At 73.3% G+C, this 18,172-nt stretch carries 10 protein-coding genes; 9 read left to right on the top strand and 1 reads right to left on the bottom strand.

Annotation, left to right across the window (positions count from 1 at the left end; genetic code table 11):
* The first annotated feature begins 2 nt into the window (after positions 1 to 2).
* The 9 genes from ACZ592_RS25855 (at position 3) to ACZ592_RS25815 (ending at position 15,963) form a co-directional block, all read left to right on the top strand.
* Complete coding sequence (locus ACZ592_RS25855; RefSeq protein WP_471584024.1) at positions 3 to 1,352, top strand: carbohydrate ABC transporter permease; 1,350 nt, start codon at positions 3 to 5, stop codon at positions 1,350 to 1,352.
* Positions 1,349 to 2,230 carry a carbohydrate ABC transporter permease gene (locus ACZ592_RS25850; protein ID WP_471584023.1) on the top strand — a complete coding sequence of 294 codons (882 nt, stop codon included), beginning with the start codon at positions 1,349 to 1,351 and terminating at the stop codon, positions 2,228 to 2,230. The genes ACZ592_RS25855 and ACZ592_RS25850 overlap by 4 nt, the downstream gene beginning before the upstream one ends.
* Before the next feature lie 180 nt (positions 2,231 to 2,410).
* Positions 2,411 to 4,663: a bifunctional glycosyltransferase/CDP-glycerol:glycerophosphate glycerophosphotransferase gene (locus tag ACZ592_RS25845; protein ID WP_471584022.1), complete on the top strand. Its 2,253-nt coding sequence runs from the start codon at positions 2,411 to 2,413 to the stop codon at positions 4,661 to 4,663.
* A gap of 36 nt (positions 4,664 to 4,699) precedes the next feature.
* Positions 4,700 to 6,937 carry a bifunctional glycosyltransferase/CDP-glycerol:glycerophosphate glycerophosphotransferase gene (locus ACZ592_RS25840; protein WP_471584021.1) on the top strand — a complete coding sequence of 746 codons (2,238 nt, stop codon included), beginning with the start codon at positions 4,700 to 4,702 and terminating at the stop codon, positions 6,935 to 6,937.
* Between the two features lie 47 nt (positions 6,938 to 6,984).
* Positions 6,985 to 9,231 carry a bifunctional glycosyltransferase/CDP-glycerol:glycerophosphate glycerophosphotransferase gene (locus ACZ592_RS25835; RefSeq protein WP_471584020.1) on the top strand — a complete coding sequence of 749 codons (2,247 nt, stop codon included), beginning with the start codon at positions 6,985 to 6,987 and terminating at the stop codon, positions 9,229 to 9,231.
* On the top strand, positions 9,228 to 10,949 hold the full coding sequence (locus ACZ592_RS25830) for a hypothetical protein (RefSeq protein ID WP_471584019.1): 1,722 nt from the start codon (positions 9,228 to 9,230) through the stop codon (positions 10,947 to 10,949). The genes ACZ592_RS25835 and ACZ592_RS25830 overlap by 4 nt, the downstream gene beginning before the upstream one ends.
* A 117-nt stretch (positions 10,950 to 11,066) precedes the next feature.
* Positions 11,067 to 12,005 (top strand): class I SAM-dependent methyltransferase, encoded by a 939-nt coding sequence (locus ACZ592_RS25825; protein WP_471584018.1) that lies wholly within the window; start codon positions 11,067 to 11,069, stop codon positions 12,003 to 12,005.
* Positions 12,006 to 12,064: 59 nt separating this feature from the next.
* The gene (locus tag ACZ592_RS25820; RefSeq protein ID WP_471584017.1) at positions 12,065 to 13,120 is read left to right on the top strand and encodes a hypothetical protein; all 1,056 of its coding nucleotides are present in this window, start codon (positions 12,065 to 12,067) and stop codon (positions 13,118 to 13,120) included.
* Complete coding sequence (locus tag ACZ592_RS25815) at positions 13,117 to 15,963, top strand: stealth conserved region 3 domain-containing protein (protein ID WP_471584016.1); 2,847 nt, start codon at positions 13,117 to 13,119, stop codon at positions 15,961 to 15,963. The genes ACZ592_RS25820 and ACZ592_RS25815 overlap by 4 nt, the downstream gene beginning before the upstream one ends.
* On the opposite strand, the gene ACZ592_RS25810 is transcribed toward ACZ592_RS25815, so the two are convergent.
* On the bottom strand, positions 15,921 to 18,053 hold the full coding sequence (locus ACZ592_RS25810; protein WP_471584015.1) for a bifunctional glycosyltransferase/CDP-glycerol:glycerophosphate glycerophosphotransferase: 2,133 nt from the start codon (positions 18,051 to 18,053) through the stop codon (positions 15,921 to 15,923). The genes ACZ592_RS25815 and ACZ592_RS25810 overlap by 43 nt on opposite strands.
* Between the last annotated feature and the right edge of the window lie 119 nt (positions 18,054 to 18,172).

Below are 18,172 nucleotides of genomic sequence, written 5' to 3'. Positions count from 1 at the left end.
CGATGTCGTCCGCGAACGCCGGGGGCCCACCGGAGCTGGTGGCGCCCCCGGCCCCGACCTCGCGCAAGAGCGTGACCGGCACCCGCGGGACCGTGGCGGTGCTCTTCCTGCTGCCCGCCCTGGTGCTGCTCGGCGCGCTCGTCCTCTACCCCATCGGGTACTCGCTGTTCCGCAGCTTCTTCGACACGTCGGGCGGCTTCACCGCGTTCGACAACTACGAGACGCTGTTCACGGACGACAGCATCCTGACCGCCATCAAGAACAACGCGATCTGGCTGGTGGTGGCCCCCACGGTCGCCACCGCGCTCGGCCTGATCTTCGCCGTGCTGACCGAACGGGTGCGCTGGGGAACGGCGTTCAAGCTCGTCATCTTCATGCCGATGGCGATCTCGATGCTGGCCGCGGGCATCATCTTCCGGCTCGTGTACGAGTCCGATCCCGACCGGGGCGTGGCCAACGCGGTCATGGTGGGGGTGCACGACACGTTCGCCGAGGCGTCGGCGTTCCCGCAGGGGCATCCGAGCACGAACTCGCCGCTGAAGCCGGCGGGCGGCGGCGCGTTCGTCACCAAGGAACCGGTGAAGGCCGGCACCCCGGTGGTGCTGCCGCTGACGGGGGTGCCGCCGGCCGAGATGCCGGACGGCGCGAAGGCGGCGAAGGCCGCGACGGCAGATCCGGACCGGGTCACGGGCACGGCCTGGCAGGACTTCACGCGCGGCAAGGGCCGGGGCGCGGCGAACGCCCCGGACGCCTCCGAGTTCGGCTACGCGGGCATCAGGATCGAGGCCGTCAAGGACGGCAAGGTGGTGGCGTCCACGGAGGCGGCGGGGGACGGCACCTTCGCGCTGCCTATGGAGGCCGACGGAGCGCAGCTGCGCTATCCGGCGTCGAACTTCCGCGAGGCGTACAACGGCGTGGACTGGCTCGGCCCGAGCCTGATCACGCCCGCGATCATCGGCTCCTACCTGTGGATGTGGGCGGGGTTCGCGATGGTCCTGATCGCGGCGGGCCTGGCGAGCGTGCCGCGTGAACTGCTGGAGGCGGCACGGGTGGACGGCGCCAACGAGTGGCAGGTGTTCCGCCGGGTCACGGTGCCGCTGCTCGCCCCGGTCCTCGCGGTGGTGCTGGTCACGCTCATGATCAACGTACTCAAGATCTTCGACCTGGTCTTCGTGATCCCACCGGGCTCCTCGAAGGACGAGTCGAACGTCCTCGCGGTCCAGCTGTACAACTCGGCGTTCCTCGACAAGGACGCGGGCGTGGCGAGCGCCATCGCGGTGCTGCTCTTCCTGCTCGTGATCCCCGTGATGTTGTTCAACATTCGGCGGATGAGGCGGGAGGCGCAGCGGTGACGACGCAGACCGGGATCGTCAAGGCCAAGCAGTCCGTGGGCGGGCGCGTCGCCGCCGCTCTCGGCGGCACCGCGCTGCGCGTCTTCCTGGCGCTGGTCGGCCTGTTCTGGCTGGTGCCGACCATCGGGCTGCTGCTCGGCTCGCTGCGCACGCCCGTCGACATGAGCGAGAGCGGCTGGTGGAAGGTGTTCAGCGCGCCCTCGCAGCTGACCCTGGACAACTACTCCAGCCTCCTCAAGGACGAGACGATCACCGACTCGATCCTGTCCAGCATCATGATCACCGTCCCGGCGACGCTGCTCGTCGTGATCATCGGCGCGCTCGCCGGATACGCCTTCGCGTGGATGGAGTTCCCGGGCCGCGACTGGTGGTTCATCGGTGTCGTCGGGCTGCTCGTCGTCCCCGTGCAGGTCGCGCTCCTGCCGGTCTCCAAGCTGTTCGGCGAGATCGGCATCTTCGAGACGACGATCGGCGTGGTCATCTTCCACGTGGCGTTCGGCCTGCCGTTCGCGATCTTCCTCCTGCGGAACTTCTTCGCGGAGATCCCGCGCGAACTCCTGGAGGCGGCCCGGCTCGACGGCGCGGGCGAGCTGCGGCTGTTCCTGCGCGTCGTGATGCCGTTGGGGGCGCCCGCGATCGCCTCGCTCGGCATCTTCCAGTTCCTCTGGGTCTGGAACGACATGCTGATCGCGCTGATCTTCGCCGACTCCAAGAATCCGCCGATCACCGTCGCGCTCCAGCAGCAGGTGCGGTTCTTCGGCGACAACGTGCAGATCCTGGCGCCGGGCGCCTTCATCTCGATGGCGATCCCGCTGGCCGTCTTCTTCGCCTTCCAGCGGCAGTTCGTGTCCGGCGTGATGGCGGGCGCGGTGAAGTGAGAAGCGCTCGTGAAGCACCCGTGAAGCCGGTGTGAAGCACCTCGGCGCCGCGGTCACCGGGGGCGGCCCTTCACCGGGCCGCCTCTTCGCGTCCATCCCCCGGATGCCACATCCGGCGTAACTCGGTCACCCCATCAGGCGTTCCCGGGCAGTATGCCCGCGCCGACCCATGGATGTGCCTTGCCCCGGTTCAGTGTCATCGTTCCCGCGTACATGGTGCAGGCATACCTGCACGAGTGCCTGGAGTCCGTGCTGGCGCAGTCCTTCACCGACCTCGAGCTGATCGCGGTCGACGACTGCTCACCGGACGCGAGTGGCACGATCATCGACGAGTTCGCCGCCGGGGACGCGCGCGTCAGGGCCGTCCACCTCTCCGAGAACGTCGGCCTCGGCCGGGCCCGCAACGCCGGCATGGAGCACGCCACCGGCGACTACCTGATCTTCCTGGACAGCGACGACACCCTCACCCCCGGTTCCCTGGCCGCGATCTCCGACCGCATCAAGGAGACGGGCGAGCCGGACGTCCTGATCTACGACTACGCGCGGACGTACTGGTGGGGCGAGGAGGCGCGCAACCAGTTCGCGTGCCACCTCCACGAGGAGGGCGACGCCCCGTTCCTGCTCGCCGACCGGCCGGGCCTCCTGAAGGTCCTGATGGTCGCCTGGAACAAGGCACACCGCCGCGACTTCATCGAGCGCGAGGGCTTCACCTTCCCGCCCGGGTACTACGAGGACACGCCCTGGACGTACCCGATCCTGATGGCGGCGGGCACCCTCGTCACCCTGGACCGGGTCTGCGTGCACTACCGCCAGCGCCGCCAGGGCAACATCCTGGGCACCACGAGCCGCAAGCACTTCGACATCTTCGACCAGTACGACCGGGTCTTCGCGTTCCTCGACGAGCACCCGGAGCTGTCGGCGGCCTGGCGGTCCGTGCTGTTCCGGCGCATGGTCGACCACCTCTCGACGGTCTTCACCAAGCGGGGCAGGCTGCCGCGCGGCTCGCGTGCCGCCTTCCTGCGCAAGGCCCGCGGCCACTACCGGCGCCACCGGGTGCCGGGCGCCCGCGTGCCGGCCCGTACCCGGCTGCGGCACGGCCTGGTGCGGCTCGGCTCGCACCGGACCTACCGCGGGCTGTGGGCGGCGATGCGGCTGCGCGCCCGCGCCCTGCGGTACGCGGCCGTCGCGCGCCACCACGGGAAGGGCGCCCTGCTGCAGCTGCACTACCGCGTCCAGCTGCGGCTGCCCGTGCGCGAGCGCTGCGCCGTCTTCTCCTCGTACTGGGGGCGCGGCTACGGCTGCAACCCGGCCGCGCTGGAGGCCGCGATGCGCGAGCTCGTGCCGGGGATGCGCACGGCGTGGATCGCCCACCCCCGCCACCACCACACGATCCCGACGGCGACGGCCCGGCTGCGGCCCGGCTCGGCGGCGTACTGGACGGCGCTCGCCCGGTCCAAGTACCTGGTGAACAACGTCAACTTCGACCGGCGGCTGGTCAAGCGCCCCGGACAGATCCTCCTGCAGACCCAGCACGGCACGCCGCTCAAGCACATGGGCCTCGACCTCCAGGAGCGCCCGGCGGCGGCGCGCGGCACGGACTTCGCCGCGCTGCTGCGCAACGTCGACAAGTGGGACTACCTCCTGTCGGCCAACCGCCACTCGACGCTGGTGTGGGAGCGCGTCTTCCCCGCCGGATACACGACGCTGGAGTACGGGTATCCGCGCAACGACCGCTTCCAGAAGGCGACTTCGGACGAGGTGGCCCGGCTGCGCGAGAGCCTCGGCATCCCGCGCGGCGCGGTCGCCGTCCTGTACGCGCCGACCCACCGCGACTACCGCCGCAGCCAGCGCCTGAGTCTCGACCTGGAGCGGATGCTGCGGGCGCTGGGCCCCCGGTTCGTGATCCTGACCCGCGCGCACCACTTCTACGAGGCGCCGATGACGACCGGGGAGCCGTCGGGGCGGCTCATCGACGTGTCGGACCACCCGAGCGTCGAGTCGCTCTGCCTGGCCTCCGACGCGCTGGTCACGGACTACTCGTCGCTGATGTTCGACTACGCCAACCTCGACCGTCCCATCGTGCTGCACGCCGACGACTGGGAGGCCTACGAGGCGGCGCGCGGCACCTATTTCGACGTGCGCGCGTTCCCGCCGGGCGCGGTCGCCCGCAGCGAGGACGAACTGACCGACATCTTCGCCACCGGCCACTGGGCGGGCTCGCGCTCGGCGCAGCTGCGCCGGGCGTTCCGCGAGCGGTTCTGCGCCTGTGACGACGGGCGCGCGGCGGAGCGCGTCGTGCGCCACGTGGTGCTCGGCGAGCGGGGCGGTCTTCCGTCGGTGGTGCCTCTGGAGGACCGGCATCCGGTGCCCGCCGCGGGCCCGCAGCCCGAGCGGGTGCCCTTCTCGGGTCTCCAGCACTCCCCGCATCTGTGATCCGCGCCGTGTGAACCACCACCGAGAGAGGCTGTCTTGTCGCGCTTCAGCATCATCGTCCCCACCCACGACGTACCGGGGCGGCTCGCCGACTGCCTCGCCTCGGTGCTCGGGCAGTCCTTCGCCGACTTCGAGCTGATCGCCGTCGTCGACTCCTTCGACGACGGGGAGGGCCCGAGCAGGGCGATCGTGGCCGAGCACGCGGAGCGCGATCCACGGGTGCGCCGCGCGCAGTCACCGCCCGGCGCGGGGCTGCCGGGGGCCAGGAACGCGGGGGCGGACCTGGCGGGCGGCGAGTACCTGCTCTTCCTCGACGGCGACGACGTCCTCGTGCCGGGCGCGCTCGCGGCGGTCGACGCCAGGATCACGGAGTGCGGCGGCGGCAGCGGCGTGGACGTGCTGCTCTTCGACCACGAGCGGGTGCACTGGTTCGAGGGCGGTCAGGGGCCCGCCCTGGAGCGGCTGTGGCAGGGCGCTCCCCCGGGGGTGTTCACCGTGGCCGAGCACGCGGCGCTGCCCGATCCGCTGGTGCCCGCGTTCTCCGCCGTCCACCGGCGGGCCTTCGTGGCGGAGCACCGGCTGTCGTTCGTGCCCGGCATGTTCACGGACGCGGTGTGGAACGTGCAGACCCTGTTGCGGGCCGAGCGGATCGCCGTGCTCGACCGGGTGTGCGTACGGCATCTGCTGCGCCGCCAGGGGGCGCGCAACCGCGCGGTCGGCGTCCACCACCTGGAGCTGCTCGACCAGTTCGACCGGGCGATGACGGGCGCCGCGGAGCTCGACGTGCCGGCGCCCGTCGTCGCGCGCCTCTTCCGCCGGTTCACGCACGAGATCCTCAAGACCGCCTCCACCCCCGCACGGCTGCCCTCCGCGCTGCTGCGGCGGCGCTTCTTCCGGCAGGCCACGCGCCTGTACCGGCTGCACAGGCCGGCGGGGTTCCGGCCGCCCGCGGGGAGCCTCGGGGTGCAGCACCGGCTGCTGGGGGCGGGGTCCTACGAGGCGTTCTGCGCGCTGCGGGGGCTCAAGTCCCGGGCGAACCGGGCGCTGTCGTCGGTGCGGGAGGCGCGGGAGAAGGTGGAGCGGCACCTGCCGGGCCGCGATGTGTACGCCGCCGCCCTGAAGCGGCCCGTGGACGAGAACCTCGCCGTGTTCTCCGCGTACTGGGGGCGCGGCTACTCCTGCAACCCGGCCGCCATCCACGCCAAGGCCCGCGAACTGGCCCCGCACGTGCGCTGCGTGTTCCTGGTCGACGAGGAGCACGTGCGGCAGATGCCGGAGGGCGTGGAGTGCGCGGTGACGGGCAGCCCCCGCTACTGGGAGGTGATGGCGCGCGCCAAATACACGTTCAACAACGTCAACTTCGAGGGGCGCGTCAAGAAGCGGCCCGGCACCGTGCACGTGCAGACCCAGCACGGCACGCCGCTCAAGCACATGGGCGTCGACCAGGCCGCGTACCCGGCGGCCGCCGCGGGCATCGGCCCCTTCGGCAAGATGCTGACCCGCACGGACCGCTGGGACTACAACCTCTCGGCCAACCGGCACTCCACCGAAGTGTGGGAGCGGGCCTTCCCCAGCGGCTTCGAGCAGCTGGAGTACGGCTATCCGCGCAACGACGCGTACTACACCTCGACCGCCGAGGACGTCCGCAGGATCCGCCGCGGGCTCGGCATCCCCGAGGGCAGGACGGCGGTCCTGTACGCGCCCACGCACCGCGACTACCGCGAGGGCTTCACCGCGCAGCTGGACCTCGCGGCGTTCTGCGACGCCCTGGACGAGCGGTACGTGGTGCTGCTGCGCGCGCACCACTTCTACGAGGGGTCGGCGGGCCTGGAGGAGGCGGTGCGGTCCGGGAAGCTGATCGACGTGACCGGGCACCGCTCGACCGAGGAGATCTGTCTGGCGGCGGACGCGCTGATCACGGACTACTCGTCGATCATGTTCGACTACGCCAACCTCGACCGTCCCGTCGTGGTGTACGCGGACGACTGGGACGTCTACCGGGAGTCGCGCGGCGTCTACTTCGACCTGCCCGCGAACCCGCCGGGCCCGGTGGCCCGCACGCTGGAGGAGCTGGTCGGGGTGTTCCGCGGCGACACCCTGCACGGGGAGCGGTCGCGGCAGCTGCGGGCCGCGTTCCGCGAGCGGTTCTGCGCCTTCGACGACGGGCACGCCGCCGAGCGCGTGGTGCGCCGGGTGCTGCTCGGCGAGGAGCCCGACGCGATCCGGCCGCCGATGCCGCTGCACGTCCGGGTGCCCGCACCGGCGTCGCCCTGAGCGGTGTACCGCGCCCTGTCCCATCCGTCACGACCCGTGGAATCACCGTGCCCCGTTTCAGCATCATCGTCCCCGCCTACCAGGTCCAGGGCTTCCTGCGCGAGTGCCTCGACTCGGTGCTCGACCAGTCCTTCACGGACTTCGAGGTCATCGCCGTCAACGACTGCTCGCCCGACGGCTGCGGAGCGATCATCGACGAGTACGCGGCGCGCGACGAGCGGGTGACGGCGGTGCACCTGGCGCAGAACGTGGGCCTGGGACGGGCCCGCAACGCCGGTATGCCGTACGCGCGGGGCGACTACCTGCTCTTCCTCGACAGCGACGACACCTACACGCCCGGCACCCTGGAGGCGCTCGCGCACCGGCTCGACGCCGCGGACGACCCGGACGTACTGATCTTCGACTACGCCCGCACGCACTGGTGGGGCGGCCACCACCGCAACATCATGCACGGGATCTTCGCCGCCGCGGGCGACGAGGTGTTCACCGCCGCCGAGCGCCCCGAGTTCCTCGACCTGATCATGGTCGTGTGGAACAAGGCGTACCGCAGGGACTTCACCGAGCGGCACGGGTTCGCCTTTCCGCCCGGCTACTACGAGGACACGCCCTGGACCTTCCCGGTGATGATGTCCGCCGGGCGCATCGCCGTCCTGGACCGGGTCTGCCTGCTCTACCGCCAGCGCCGCCAGGGCAACATCCTGCGCACCACGAGCCGCAAGCACTTCGACATCCTCGACCAGTACGAGCGGGTCTTCGCCTTCCTCGACGCGCACCCCGAGCTGTCGGCGGCCTGGCGCCCGTACCTGCACCGGCGCATGGCCGAGCACTGCCTGGAGATCCTCGACAAGAGCAACCGGCTGCCCGACCGCGACAAGCCGGAGTTCTACCGCCTGGCGGCCCGCCAGTTCCAGCGCCACCGCCCCGCGGAGTTCCGGCTGCCGGTCACCGGGCGCCGCACCGCGCTGCGGCTCCTGTCCCGCGCCCCCTACTGGCTGTTCGCCGCGCACCGCGGGTACCGCGCGGCGCTCGCCCGGCTGAAGAAGCGCCGCACCAGGCTGCGCAACCGGACCTCGTGGCGGGCCAAGCGCCTGGTCCACCGCCTCCTGTCGCTGCGCGCCCTGGATCCGCACCTGGCCGTGTACTCCGCCTCGCACCACCGCGGGGTCCTCGGCGACCCGGCCGCGATCCACCGCAGGGCCCGCCAACTGGCCCCGCACATCAGGTCCGTGTGGGTGGTGCGCCCGGACGCGGTGGCCGGCCTGCCGCCCGGCACCGACCACGTCCGGCCGAACTCCCTGCGCTACTGGGCGACGGTCGCCCGCGCCACGTACTTCGTGAACAACGTCAACTGGGCGCACGACCTGGTCAAGCGCGAGGGCGCCGTGCACCTCCACACCCACCAGGGCACCCCGCTCAAGCACATGGGCCTCGACCTGCTCGGGCACCCGGCGGCCACCCACCGGACCAACGTCCGCGCGATGCTGCGCCGTTGCGACCGCTGGGACTACAGCCTGGCCGCCAACCCGCACTCCGAGCGGGTCTGGGCCCGCGCCTACCCCTGCCACTTCACCTCGCTGCCCACCGGCAGCCCGCGCAACGACGTCCTGTTCACCGCGGAGCCCGCGCACGGCGACCTGGTCCGGCGCCGCCTCGGCGTCCCGCAGGGCGACACCGTCGTGCTGTACGCGCCGACGCAGCGCGACCACCACGCGACGGGGTACGTCCGGCGCGTCGACCTGGAGGCGTTCACGCGGGCGCTCGGCCCCGGGCACACCGTCCTGGTGCGGCTGCACCCCTCGCTGGCCAAACACCCCGTGCGCGGCCTGGAGCTGGCGGACCTGGCGCGCCGGGGGCTGCTCATCGACGTCACCGACGAGCCCTCGGTCGAGGACCTGATGCTCGCCTCCGACGCCCTCGTCACGGACTACTCGTCCCTGATGTTCGACTACGCGCACCTGGACCGCCCGATCGTCCTGCACGCCGACGACTGGGAGACGTACCGGGCCAACCGAGGCGTCTACTTCGACGTGCTCGCCGAGCCACCGGGCCACGTGTCCACCGACACGGACCGCCTCGCGGGCCTCTTCCGCAGCGGCGCGTACGCCGACGAGCGCGCGGCGCGGCTGCGGGCCGCCTTCCGCGAGCGGTTCTGCGGGTACGACGACGGGCACGCGGCCGCCCGCGTGGTGAGCCGCCTGATGCTCGGCGGGCAGCCGCCCACGGCGATCCCCGCCCAGGAGCCGGGCCCGGCCGCGGAGCCCGCCGTCGGGCTGGTCGACGGGGGCCGGTCATGACGCAGACGATCCCCCGCCCCGCCGCCGAGCCCGGCCTCGGCGGGCCCGCGGGCACGCCCCGCCGGCGGACCTGGCTGCCCGACGTGGGCGCCGCCGTGGCGGGCACCGCCCTCATCGGCTCGCAGGGCGCCCGGCTCGGCCAGTGGATGGTCGACGACGCGGCGATCACCTTCGCGTACGCGCGCAGCATCGACGAGGGGCTCGGCCCGGTCCAGCAGGCGGGCTCGCCGCCCGTGGAGGGCTACTCCAACCCGTCGTGGCTCGCGCTGCTGCTGGCCGGGCGGCGGCTCGGGCTCTTCGACCACCGGGCCTACTTCGGCGTCCCCGATCTGGTGCTCTACCCGAAGCTGCTCGGCCTGCTGTGCGCGCTCGGCATCCTGCTGGCGATCTCCTGGGCGGCGCGCCGCACGGTCCGGCACTCCTGGGCGGTGACCGCGCTCGCCGGGGTGCTGCTCGCCTCCAACGTCTCCTTCACCGCCTGGATGTTCTCGGGCCTGGAGAATCCGCTGTACGCGCTGGCGGCGACCGCGCTGGCCGCGGTCCTGGCCAGAGCGGCGACCGGCGGGACGCTGCTCGCGCGCGGGCCCGCGGTGGCGGCCGGGCTGCTCGCGCTCACCGCCGCGCTGACCCGGCCCGACGGCGCGGTGCTCGCCGCGGTCCACCCGCTGCTGCTCCTCCTGCACGTGACGCGGGCGCGGCTGCTGCCCTCGCTGCGGGCGGCGGCGCTCGGGGCGGCGGTCTTCCTGGTGCCGTACGGGGCCTTCCTCGGGTGGCGGTACGCGGTGTTCGGGCGGCTCGTGCCCAACACCGCCGTGGCCAAGGCCCAGCAGCCGCCGACCCTAGAACTCTTCGCGCACAGCGGCGAGTTGCTGGCGTTCGCGGGCTGGACGGCGGTGCTCGTCGCGGCGGCCGTGACCGGCGCGGCGCTCGGCCGCCCCGGCCCGGTGCGGGACGGCCTGGCCGCCGTGCTGCTGCCGCTGGCACTCACCCTGTCCTCCTTCGGGGTGCTCAAGCCCGACTGGATGGGCATGTACCGCTTCGCCACCCCGGTGTGGGCGCTCGCCGCCTTCGCGCTCTGCCTCGCGACGGTCGCCCTGGTGGAGCGCGGCCCGGTCCGGGCCCGCGCCGTCACCGCCGTCACGGTCGGCGGGGCGCTGCTCCTGGCGTGGGGCGGGCAGCGCGAGAAGGCCGCCGAGTTCCGCGCGCACCCGACGCTGCCGATGTGCGTGGTCGTGGACCGCTACGGCGCGGCCTTCAACGAGTACGCGGACCGGCTCGGCCTGAAGAACGCCAGCTTCCTCACCCCGGACCTGGGCGGCACGCTGCTCACCAGCGACCTCGTGGTGCAGGACCTGGCCGGCCTCACGGAACCGGACCTCGCCGACGCGTTCGCCGCCGAGGACATGGCGGCGCTGCGGTCCCACGTGTTCGGCACGCTCAGGCCGACCCTCGTGCACGCGCACGGCTACTGGGCGAGCTACCCGGGCCTCACGCCCCGGCGGATGGCCGAGCAGGGCTACATCCTCCTGTACGCGGAGCGGAGCAGGCACGGCGACGGCGGCGACTGGGTGCGCGCCGACGCCGTCAAGGACCCCGCGCGGCTCGCGGCGACGCGGGCCTGGGCCGAGCGCGAGGTCGGCCGGATCCTGCGCGAGCAGGAGGCGGGCCGGCGCGGCGGCTGCGGCGAGGTCTTCCGCCCCGGACAGCGCCTCTCCTGACCCACCGCTCCCCCTCCCCGGCGTCCCGGCACCCGGCACCCGGCACCCGGCACCCGGCACCCGGCACCCGGCCACGTACGCACGGATTTCCCCACCCCTTCAGAAGGAGCCCCGTCCATGAGCACGAGCACCACGAGCACCACGAGCACCACCGAGAACGCACCGGCCAAGCCCGCCACCCTCGACGACGTCCCCGGCTGGTTCCACCGCCTGGACCAGCAGCTGTTCGCGTTCTTCCTGGAGGCCACCGCCGAGCGCGGCGGTGACGTCCTGGAGATGGGCTGCTACCTCGGCAAGTCCACGATCGTGATGGGGCGGCACGTCCAGGAGGGCGAGACCTTCACGGTCTGCGACCTGTTCGGCGACGAGTCGCAGGGCTCCTACAGCCGCGAGGAGACCCGCGACTTCTACCGGAAGACCCTGTCGCTGCAGGCGTTCGAGACCAACTACCTCGCCTTCCACGACACGCTGCCCACACTCGTGCAGGGCCGCACCAACGTCCTCGCCGACACCATCCCCGCCGACAGCTGCCGCTTCATCCACATCGACGCCTCGCACATGTACGAGGACGTCAGCGTCGACATCGACACCACCCGCAAGATCCTGCGCCCCTACGGCGTCGTCTCGCTCGACGACTACCGCACCGAGCACACCCCCGGCGTCTCCGCCGCCGTCTGGGAGGCCGTCTTCGCCAAGGGCATGCGGCCGGTGTGCGTCTCGGGCAGCAAGATGTACGCGACGTGGGGCGAGACCGCCGAGCTCCAGGAGCGGCTGCGCGCCTGGGCCGCGGACGAGGCGGGCTGCACGCTGGCGGAGGACCTGATCGACGGCGCGGTGGTGCTGCGCCTCGCCGCGAAGAAGGGCAAGCCGAAGCCGAAGCCCGCCGCCAGGCCGACGCCCGCCGATGTGCCCGCGGCCCCCGCCGCGAAGGTCCCCGCGCAGGCCGCGGCCCCCGCACCGGACGCGCCCGCGAAGCGCTCCCTGGCCCGCCGTATCGCGCTGAACGTGCTGCCGCCGGTGATCACGCGCGCGGTGCGCCGCGTCAAGCGGGGCTGACCGGCCGGAATGGCGTAACTGCGCGAGAGGTCCCGGGCGGATCGGGCCAGAGTGGACAGATGCACCACATATGGTTCGTTCCGCCCCGGCTCTCCGGGCCGCCGCCTCCCCTGGTCCGGCGCCTGCGCGCCGCCGCGCGGACCACGCGCTTCCGGCTGGAGCGGGCGGTGGCGGGCCGGGTGAACCGGGTGGGCCCCGGCCCGGCGACCGGCCGCGGCTCAGGCACGGGGACAGGGACAGGCGCGGGGGCAGGCACAGGCACGGGGGCAGGCACAGGCACCCGCACCGGACGCGCCCTCCCGCTCCTCTCCCCCGTGCACCTCTCGCTCCGCGACAGCCGGACACTCAACCTCGCTCTCGCCGCGGACGCCCTCCCCGACGGCACGGACCGCGCCCGGCTCCTGATCAGCCGCGGCCACCGCAGGCTCGCCGTCCCCCTCGTCCGCGAGCCGCACTCCGGTTCCGTGCCCCTCCTGGCCGCCACCGCGACCCTGCGCGGTCTGCGGGACGGCGTGTGGCGGGTCGGCGTCGAGGCACGGGGCGCCGACGGCCGCGTACGCCGCTACGGCCTCGCCCCCGTCGACACCGGCCCACCGCCCGCCACACCGACCGCGCGGCACGCCCCCGACCCGCTGACCGGCACGCTCGTGCGGATCGTGCGGGCCCGCAGCGGGCGGGCGGTGCTCCAGGCGACGCGGTCGCGGCCGCGCGCGGAGCTCGTGCGGTTCGTGCCGTCGGGCGACGGCATCACCGTGCACGGGCGGCTCGTCGCCGGGGCCCTGCCCGGCGGGGCCGAGGCGGTGCGGCGGCGGGACGGCGTCGTCGTACCGGCCGAAGTGGCCTGGCAGGGCGAGGCGTTCACGCTGCGGGTGCCGCTCGCCGCGATGGCCGGGGCGGGGGAAGGCCAGTGGGTGTGGGACTTCCGGGTGGGGACGCGGCCGCTGGGGCGGTGGCTGTCCGACGTGCGGGACCCGGCCGCCGCCTGCCCGACCCCCTTCCGCGTCCACGCGCTGCCCGGCGGCGCGCTCGTCAGGGCGCACGCCCACTTCACCGCGTCCGGCGCCTTCGCGGTCACGTGCTGGGACATCACCGCCGTCACGGAGGAGAGCTCATGAAGATCACGTACCTGCTGGGCTGGGGCGACGAGATGGGCGGCACGGAGCTCGCCACCTACACCCAGGCGCGGCACCTGGCCGAGCGGCCCGGCGTCGAGGTCGAGGTGCTCTCCGTCTTCCGGACCCGCGCCGAGCCGTTCTTCCCCGAGGCCCGCGGGCTGACCGTGCGCCACCTGGTGGACCGCACCGGCACGCCCGAACGGCCGGTGCGTGAGAGCGCGTTGGACGATGCCGCGTGCCGCACGCTCGCCGCACTGCCCAGCGAGCTGATCAGGCCCGCCTGGGAGGACGCCTTCGACCGGCTCTCGGACGTCGAGATGACCGCCGCGCTCGGCACCCTGGACACCGACGTGCTGGTCACCACCACGCCGGCGCTGCTCGCCGCCGCCGTGGCGCTGGTGCCCGCGCGGGTCGTCACCGTCCACCAGGAGCACCGCCCCACCCAGCGGCGCGGCCCGTCGGGCGAACCGTTGCTGCTGCACGCGCCGCGGCTGGACGCGCTGGTCACGCTGACCGGGCGGACCCGCGACTGGCTCGCGGAGTCCCTGGGCGCCACCGCCCCCGAGCTCGCCGTGATCCCCAACGCGGTGCCCGACGGCTTCCGGCCGCGCGCGGACGGCGAGAGCAAGGTCATCGTCATGGCGGCGCGGCTGACCGGCGAGAAGCGCGTCGACCACGCCGTCCGGGCCTTCGCGCGCATAGCCGACGCACACCCCGACTGGACGCTGCGGATCTTCGGCGACGGCCACCGCGAGCGGCACCTGCGCCGCCTGGTGGACGGGTTCGGCCTGCACGACCGGGTCGAACTCCTCGGCCCGTGCAGGGACATGGCCGCCGAGTGGGCCAAGGCGGGGCTGAGCCTGCTGACCGCCGGGCACAACGAGGCGTTCCCGCTGGTGCTCCTCGAAGCGCTCGCCGCCGGGGTCCCCGTCGTCACGTACGACGTGCTGACCGGGCCCGCGGAGATCGTGCGGCACCGCGTCGACGGGCTGCTCGTGCCGCCCGGCGACGTCAAGGAACTCGCGCTCGCCATGGACGAGTTGATGGGGGACGACACGAAGCGCCGCCGGTACGCGAAGGCGGCGCGCGAGGGTGTCTACGCCCGCTTCTCCTCGGCGGACGTCACCGCGCGCTGGGAAGAGCTGTACACGCGGCTCGTCGCCGGGCGGGACCGGCCCGAGCGGCTGGACGGGCGCGCGGACCGGGTGGCGCTCGGCGTCGCGTCCGGCGGCTGCGGCTTCCGGCCCACCGCCCCGCACACCTTCGACGCCGCGGCGGCCGCCGACGAGCACGCCCGCGAGGCGGAGATCCTCGCCGCCGACACCACGGGCCGCGTCATCCGCTCGGTGGGCCGTCTCGCCGAGCGGCGCGACGACGTCCTCGCCCCGGACATGGCCCGCTGGAACCTGCGGATCGCGGCGGACGCCCTGGCGGCGCAGGACGTCCCCCACGCCCTGGTCCGCACCTCGAACGGCACCTGCCACACGCTGGCCGTCGCCGAGGACGACCGCGACCGCGCGCTGAAGGCCCTCGCCGGCGCGCTGCGCGGGCAGCCGGTCTACGCCGAGCTGGTCAACCCGCGCGACGCGGCGCCCGGCACGGTCCTCGCCGAACGCCTGGACTCCATCGGGGAGTTGGCGGGCCTCAAGCTCTTCAAGCCGGTGACCACGACCACGCTGTCGCTGCGGCACGGCGCGGGGCTCGCCTGCACGGTGGCGTTCTGGCCCCGGACGCCCGAGGGCTCCTTCCACGCCCCGTTCGGCGCGACGCTCGCGGGCGCGGAGCTCCCCTCGCTCACCCCGACGGCGACGCTGCGCGTGGCCGACCGGACGTACCCCACCCTCGACGTGTTCACCGAACTGCTCGTCAAGGACGTCGACTTCCCCGTCGACGCGGTCTACACCTGGGTCGACGACTCCGACCCCGAGTGGCGGGCCGGCCGCGACGCGGCGCTCGGCGGCGGCGACACGTCGGCCGACAACGGCGCCGTGCGCTTCCGCAACCGCGACGAACTCCGGTTCTCCCTGCGCTCGCTGGCGATGTACGCGCCGTGGATCCGGCACGTGTACCTGGTCACCGCGGGCCAGAGCCCGCCCTGGCTGGACCGGGACCACCCCGGCCTCACCGTCGTCGACCACCGCGACCTGTTCGCCGACCCCGATGCGTGCCTGCCGACCTTCAACTCGCACTCCATCGAGTCCCAGCTGCACCGCATCGAGGGCCTGTCGGAGCACTTCCTCTACTTCAACGACGACATGTTCCTGGGCCGCCCCACCGCCCCGGACACCTTCTTCCTCAGCAACGGCCTGGCCCGCTTCTTCTGGTCGTCGGCGTCCGTGCCCGCGCTGCCGGTCACGCCCGGCGACGAGGGCTACCTGGCGGCGGCCAAGAACAACCGCGAGCTGCTGCGCGGGGAGTTCGGCAGGACGACGACGCACAGCTTCTTCCACGTGCCCTACGCGCTGCGCCGCAGCGTCCTCGAGGAGATCACCGAGCGCTTCCCCGAGCAGACGGCGGCCACGGCCCGCAGCCGCTTCCGCTCCCGCGACGACCTCGCGCTGGTCTCCTCGCTGCACCAGCACTACGCCTACCTCACCGGCCGTGCCGTGCCCGGCGGGATCTCCTACGACTTCGTGGACATCGGCGACCGGGCCGACCACGCGCGCCTGGGGCGGCTGCTGCAGAACCGCGACAGGACCGCGTTCTGCATCGGCGAGTCGCCCGACGGCGGGGTGGCCGACGAGGAGATGGCGCTCGCCATCCGGTCGTTCCTGACGGCGTACTTCCCGGTGCGCTCGCCCTACGAGGTGCGCTCCTCCCGCGAGGCGCCCTCCGGGACCTGAGCACCGCCGCCCAGGAAGAGCCTCCGCACGACGCGTTCGGCGGCCTTCCCGTCGTCGTAGGCGCAGAAGCGCTCGCGGAATGCCGACCGCAGCGCCGTCGTCTCCGGGGTGTCCCAGCCGCCGAGCCGGAAGAGGCCGGCCAGCTCGTCCTCGCCGGACGCGACGGCTCCCGGGGTCTCGCCGGGCCGCCCGGAGAGCAGGTCGAAGTAGGTGCCGCGGGCGAGGCGGTAGGCCTGCCAGTCGGGCGCGTAGGTGACGATCGGGCGGTCCAGGCAGGCGTAGTCGAACATCAGCGACGAGTAGTCCGTGACGAGCGCGTCGGCGGCCAGGCACAGCTCCTCCACGCGCGGGTGCCCGGTGACGTCGACGAGCTGCGGGTGGTCCTCCAGGCCCGCGTCGGCGCCGTAGAAGTAGTGGGCGCGCACGAGCACGACGTAGGAGGGGCCGAGCCGCTCGGCGAAGCGGCGCAGGTCGAGGCGGGGGAGGAAGCCCTTCTGGTAGTCGCGGTGGGTGGGCGCGTACAGCAGCACGGTGCGCCCGTCGCCGACGCCCAGCCGGGCCCGGATGCCCGCGATGTCCTCGGCGCTCGTGGTGAAGTACACGTCGTTGCGGGGGTAGCCCGCCTCCAGGGCCTGGTAGGCCCCGGAGGGGTAGACGCGCTCCCAGATCTCGGTGGAGTGCGGGTTCGACGAGAGGCTGAAGTCCCACTGGTCGGTGTGGTCGAGGACCTTCTGGAAGCTGATGCCGTGCGTGCCGGCCGGGTAGCGGCGCTGGTCCAGGCCCATCGTCTTGAGCGGGGTGCCGTGGTGGGTCTGGAGGTAGACCTGGCCGGGGCGCTTGGTGAAGCCGCCGGGGAAGCTGGAGTTGTTGACCAGGTACGTCGCCGTGGCCATCGCCTGCCAGTAGCGCCGTGAGCCCTCGATGACGTGGTCGACGCCGGGCGGCACCCGGTGCTTGTTGCGGCTGGACACCACGAAGACACCCCGGATGTGCGGGGCGAGTTCGCGGGCCTTGGCGTGGATCGCGGCCGGGTTGCAGGAGACGCCCCGGTTCCAGTAGGCGCCGTAGACCGCGAGGTTGGGGTCCAGGGAGCGGCGCAGGTCGGCGCGGTAGGCGGCGCGCATGGCGCGGGCCCGCAGGTCCTTCTTGCGCCGCCGCAGCTGCCGGGTGAGGCGCAGGCGGCGCGTCTCGGCCTTGCGGATCCCTTCGTAGGCGGCGTACGAGCCGGTGGCCAGGGCCTTGCCCTCGGGGGTGCCGGGTGCGGTGCCGCCGGGTGCGTAGGTCCGGTGCAGGCGGGACGCCTCACGGAAGAAGTCGCGCCGGTCGCCCTCCGTGATCCGCCCGGTGTCCTCCAGGACGGCGAACAGGTGTGCGGCGGCGATCGGCAGGAGGCGCGCGCGTTCCTCGGCGTCCGCGGCGGCGAGCAGCTGTTCGTAGCGCTCGACGACGGCGAAGTGTGTCCGGCCCGGCGTCTTGGAGAAGCTGCCGGCGCGGCGCTCGCGCCAGCGCACGCACGGCCGGTCCAGGACGGCGACGCGCTCGCCCGCGCGCAGGGTCGCCGTCTGGACCGGCACCACGTCCTCGTAGGCGCCGGGCGAGAAGGCGAGCCGCTGCGCGTGCCAGAAGGCGCGCCGGAAGACGCGGTTCCAGGCGGCGGGGGTGACGGCGAGGGGGTCGCCGGTGAGGTCGTCGCCGCCGGGGCGGACGTTCTCCCACCAGTCGACGCGGTCGTGGGCGCAGAGCAGCACGTCCGGGTCGTCCGCCGCCGAGAGCGCGGCGTCGATCGCCGCGAGGGCGCCGGGGAGCAGCAGGTCGTCGCCGTCCAGGAAGAGCAGGTGGTCGCCGGTGGCGCGGTCGGTGCCGATGTTGCGGGCGGGTCCCGGCCCGGCCCGGTCGGGCACGCGGACGAGTTGCAGGCGGGGGTCGCGCTCCGCATACTCCGCGGCGATCGCGGCGCAGGCGTCGGGCGACGCGTCGTCGACGACGATCAGTTCGAGGTCGCCGAAGGACTGGGTGAGCACCGAGTCCAGGCATGCGCGCAGGTAGCCCTGGACGCGGTGAGCGGGGACGACAACCGAGAAGCGCGTCATGGATACCGACCGTAGCCATCCGGACACCGCCTGTCGAAGACCGCGCGTCACTCGTTGGGGTGGTCGAGGGCAAAGAAGTTGACGATCGGGACCCGAGAACGGGCAAAGGGGACGAAGAC

The organism is Streptomyces sp. NPDC040622, assembly GCF_055593965.1.
This window is presented reverse-complemented; position numbering and strand designations above follow the sequence as displayed.

Bases quoted from the DNA above. Each gene is read 5' to 3' on its own strand.
- ACZ592_RS25855 (WP_471584024.1), top strand. From the start codon at position 3: ATGTCGTCCGCGAACGCCGGGGGCCCACCGGAGCTGGTGGCGCCCCCG.
- ACZ592_RS25810 (WP_471584015.1), bottom strand. From the start codon at position 18,053: ATGACGCGCTTCTCGGTTGTCGTCCCCGCTCACCGCGTCCAGGGCTAC.
- ACZ592_RS25820 (WP_471584017.1), top strand. From the start codon at position 12,065: ATGCACCACATATGGTTCGTTCCGCCCCGGCTCTCCGGGCCGCCGCCT.
- ACZ592_RS25825 (WP_471584018.1), top strand. From the start codon at position 11,067: ATGAGCACGAGCACCACGAGCACCACGAGCACCACCGAGAACGCACCG.
- ACZ592_RS25830 (WP_471584019.1), top strand. From the start codon at position 9,228: ATGACGCAGACGATCCCCCGCCCCGCCGCCGAGCCCGGCCTCGGCGGG.
- ACZ592_RS25815 (WP_471584016.1), top strand. From the start codon at position 13,117: ATGAAGATCACGTACCTGCTGGGCTGGGGCGACGAGATGGGCGGCACG.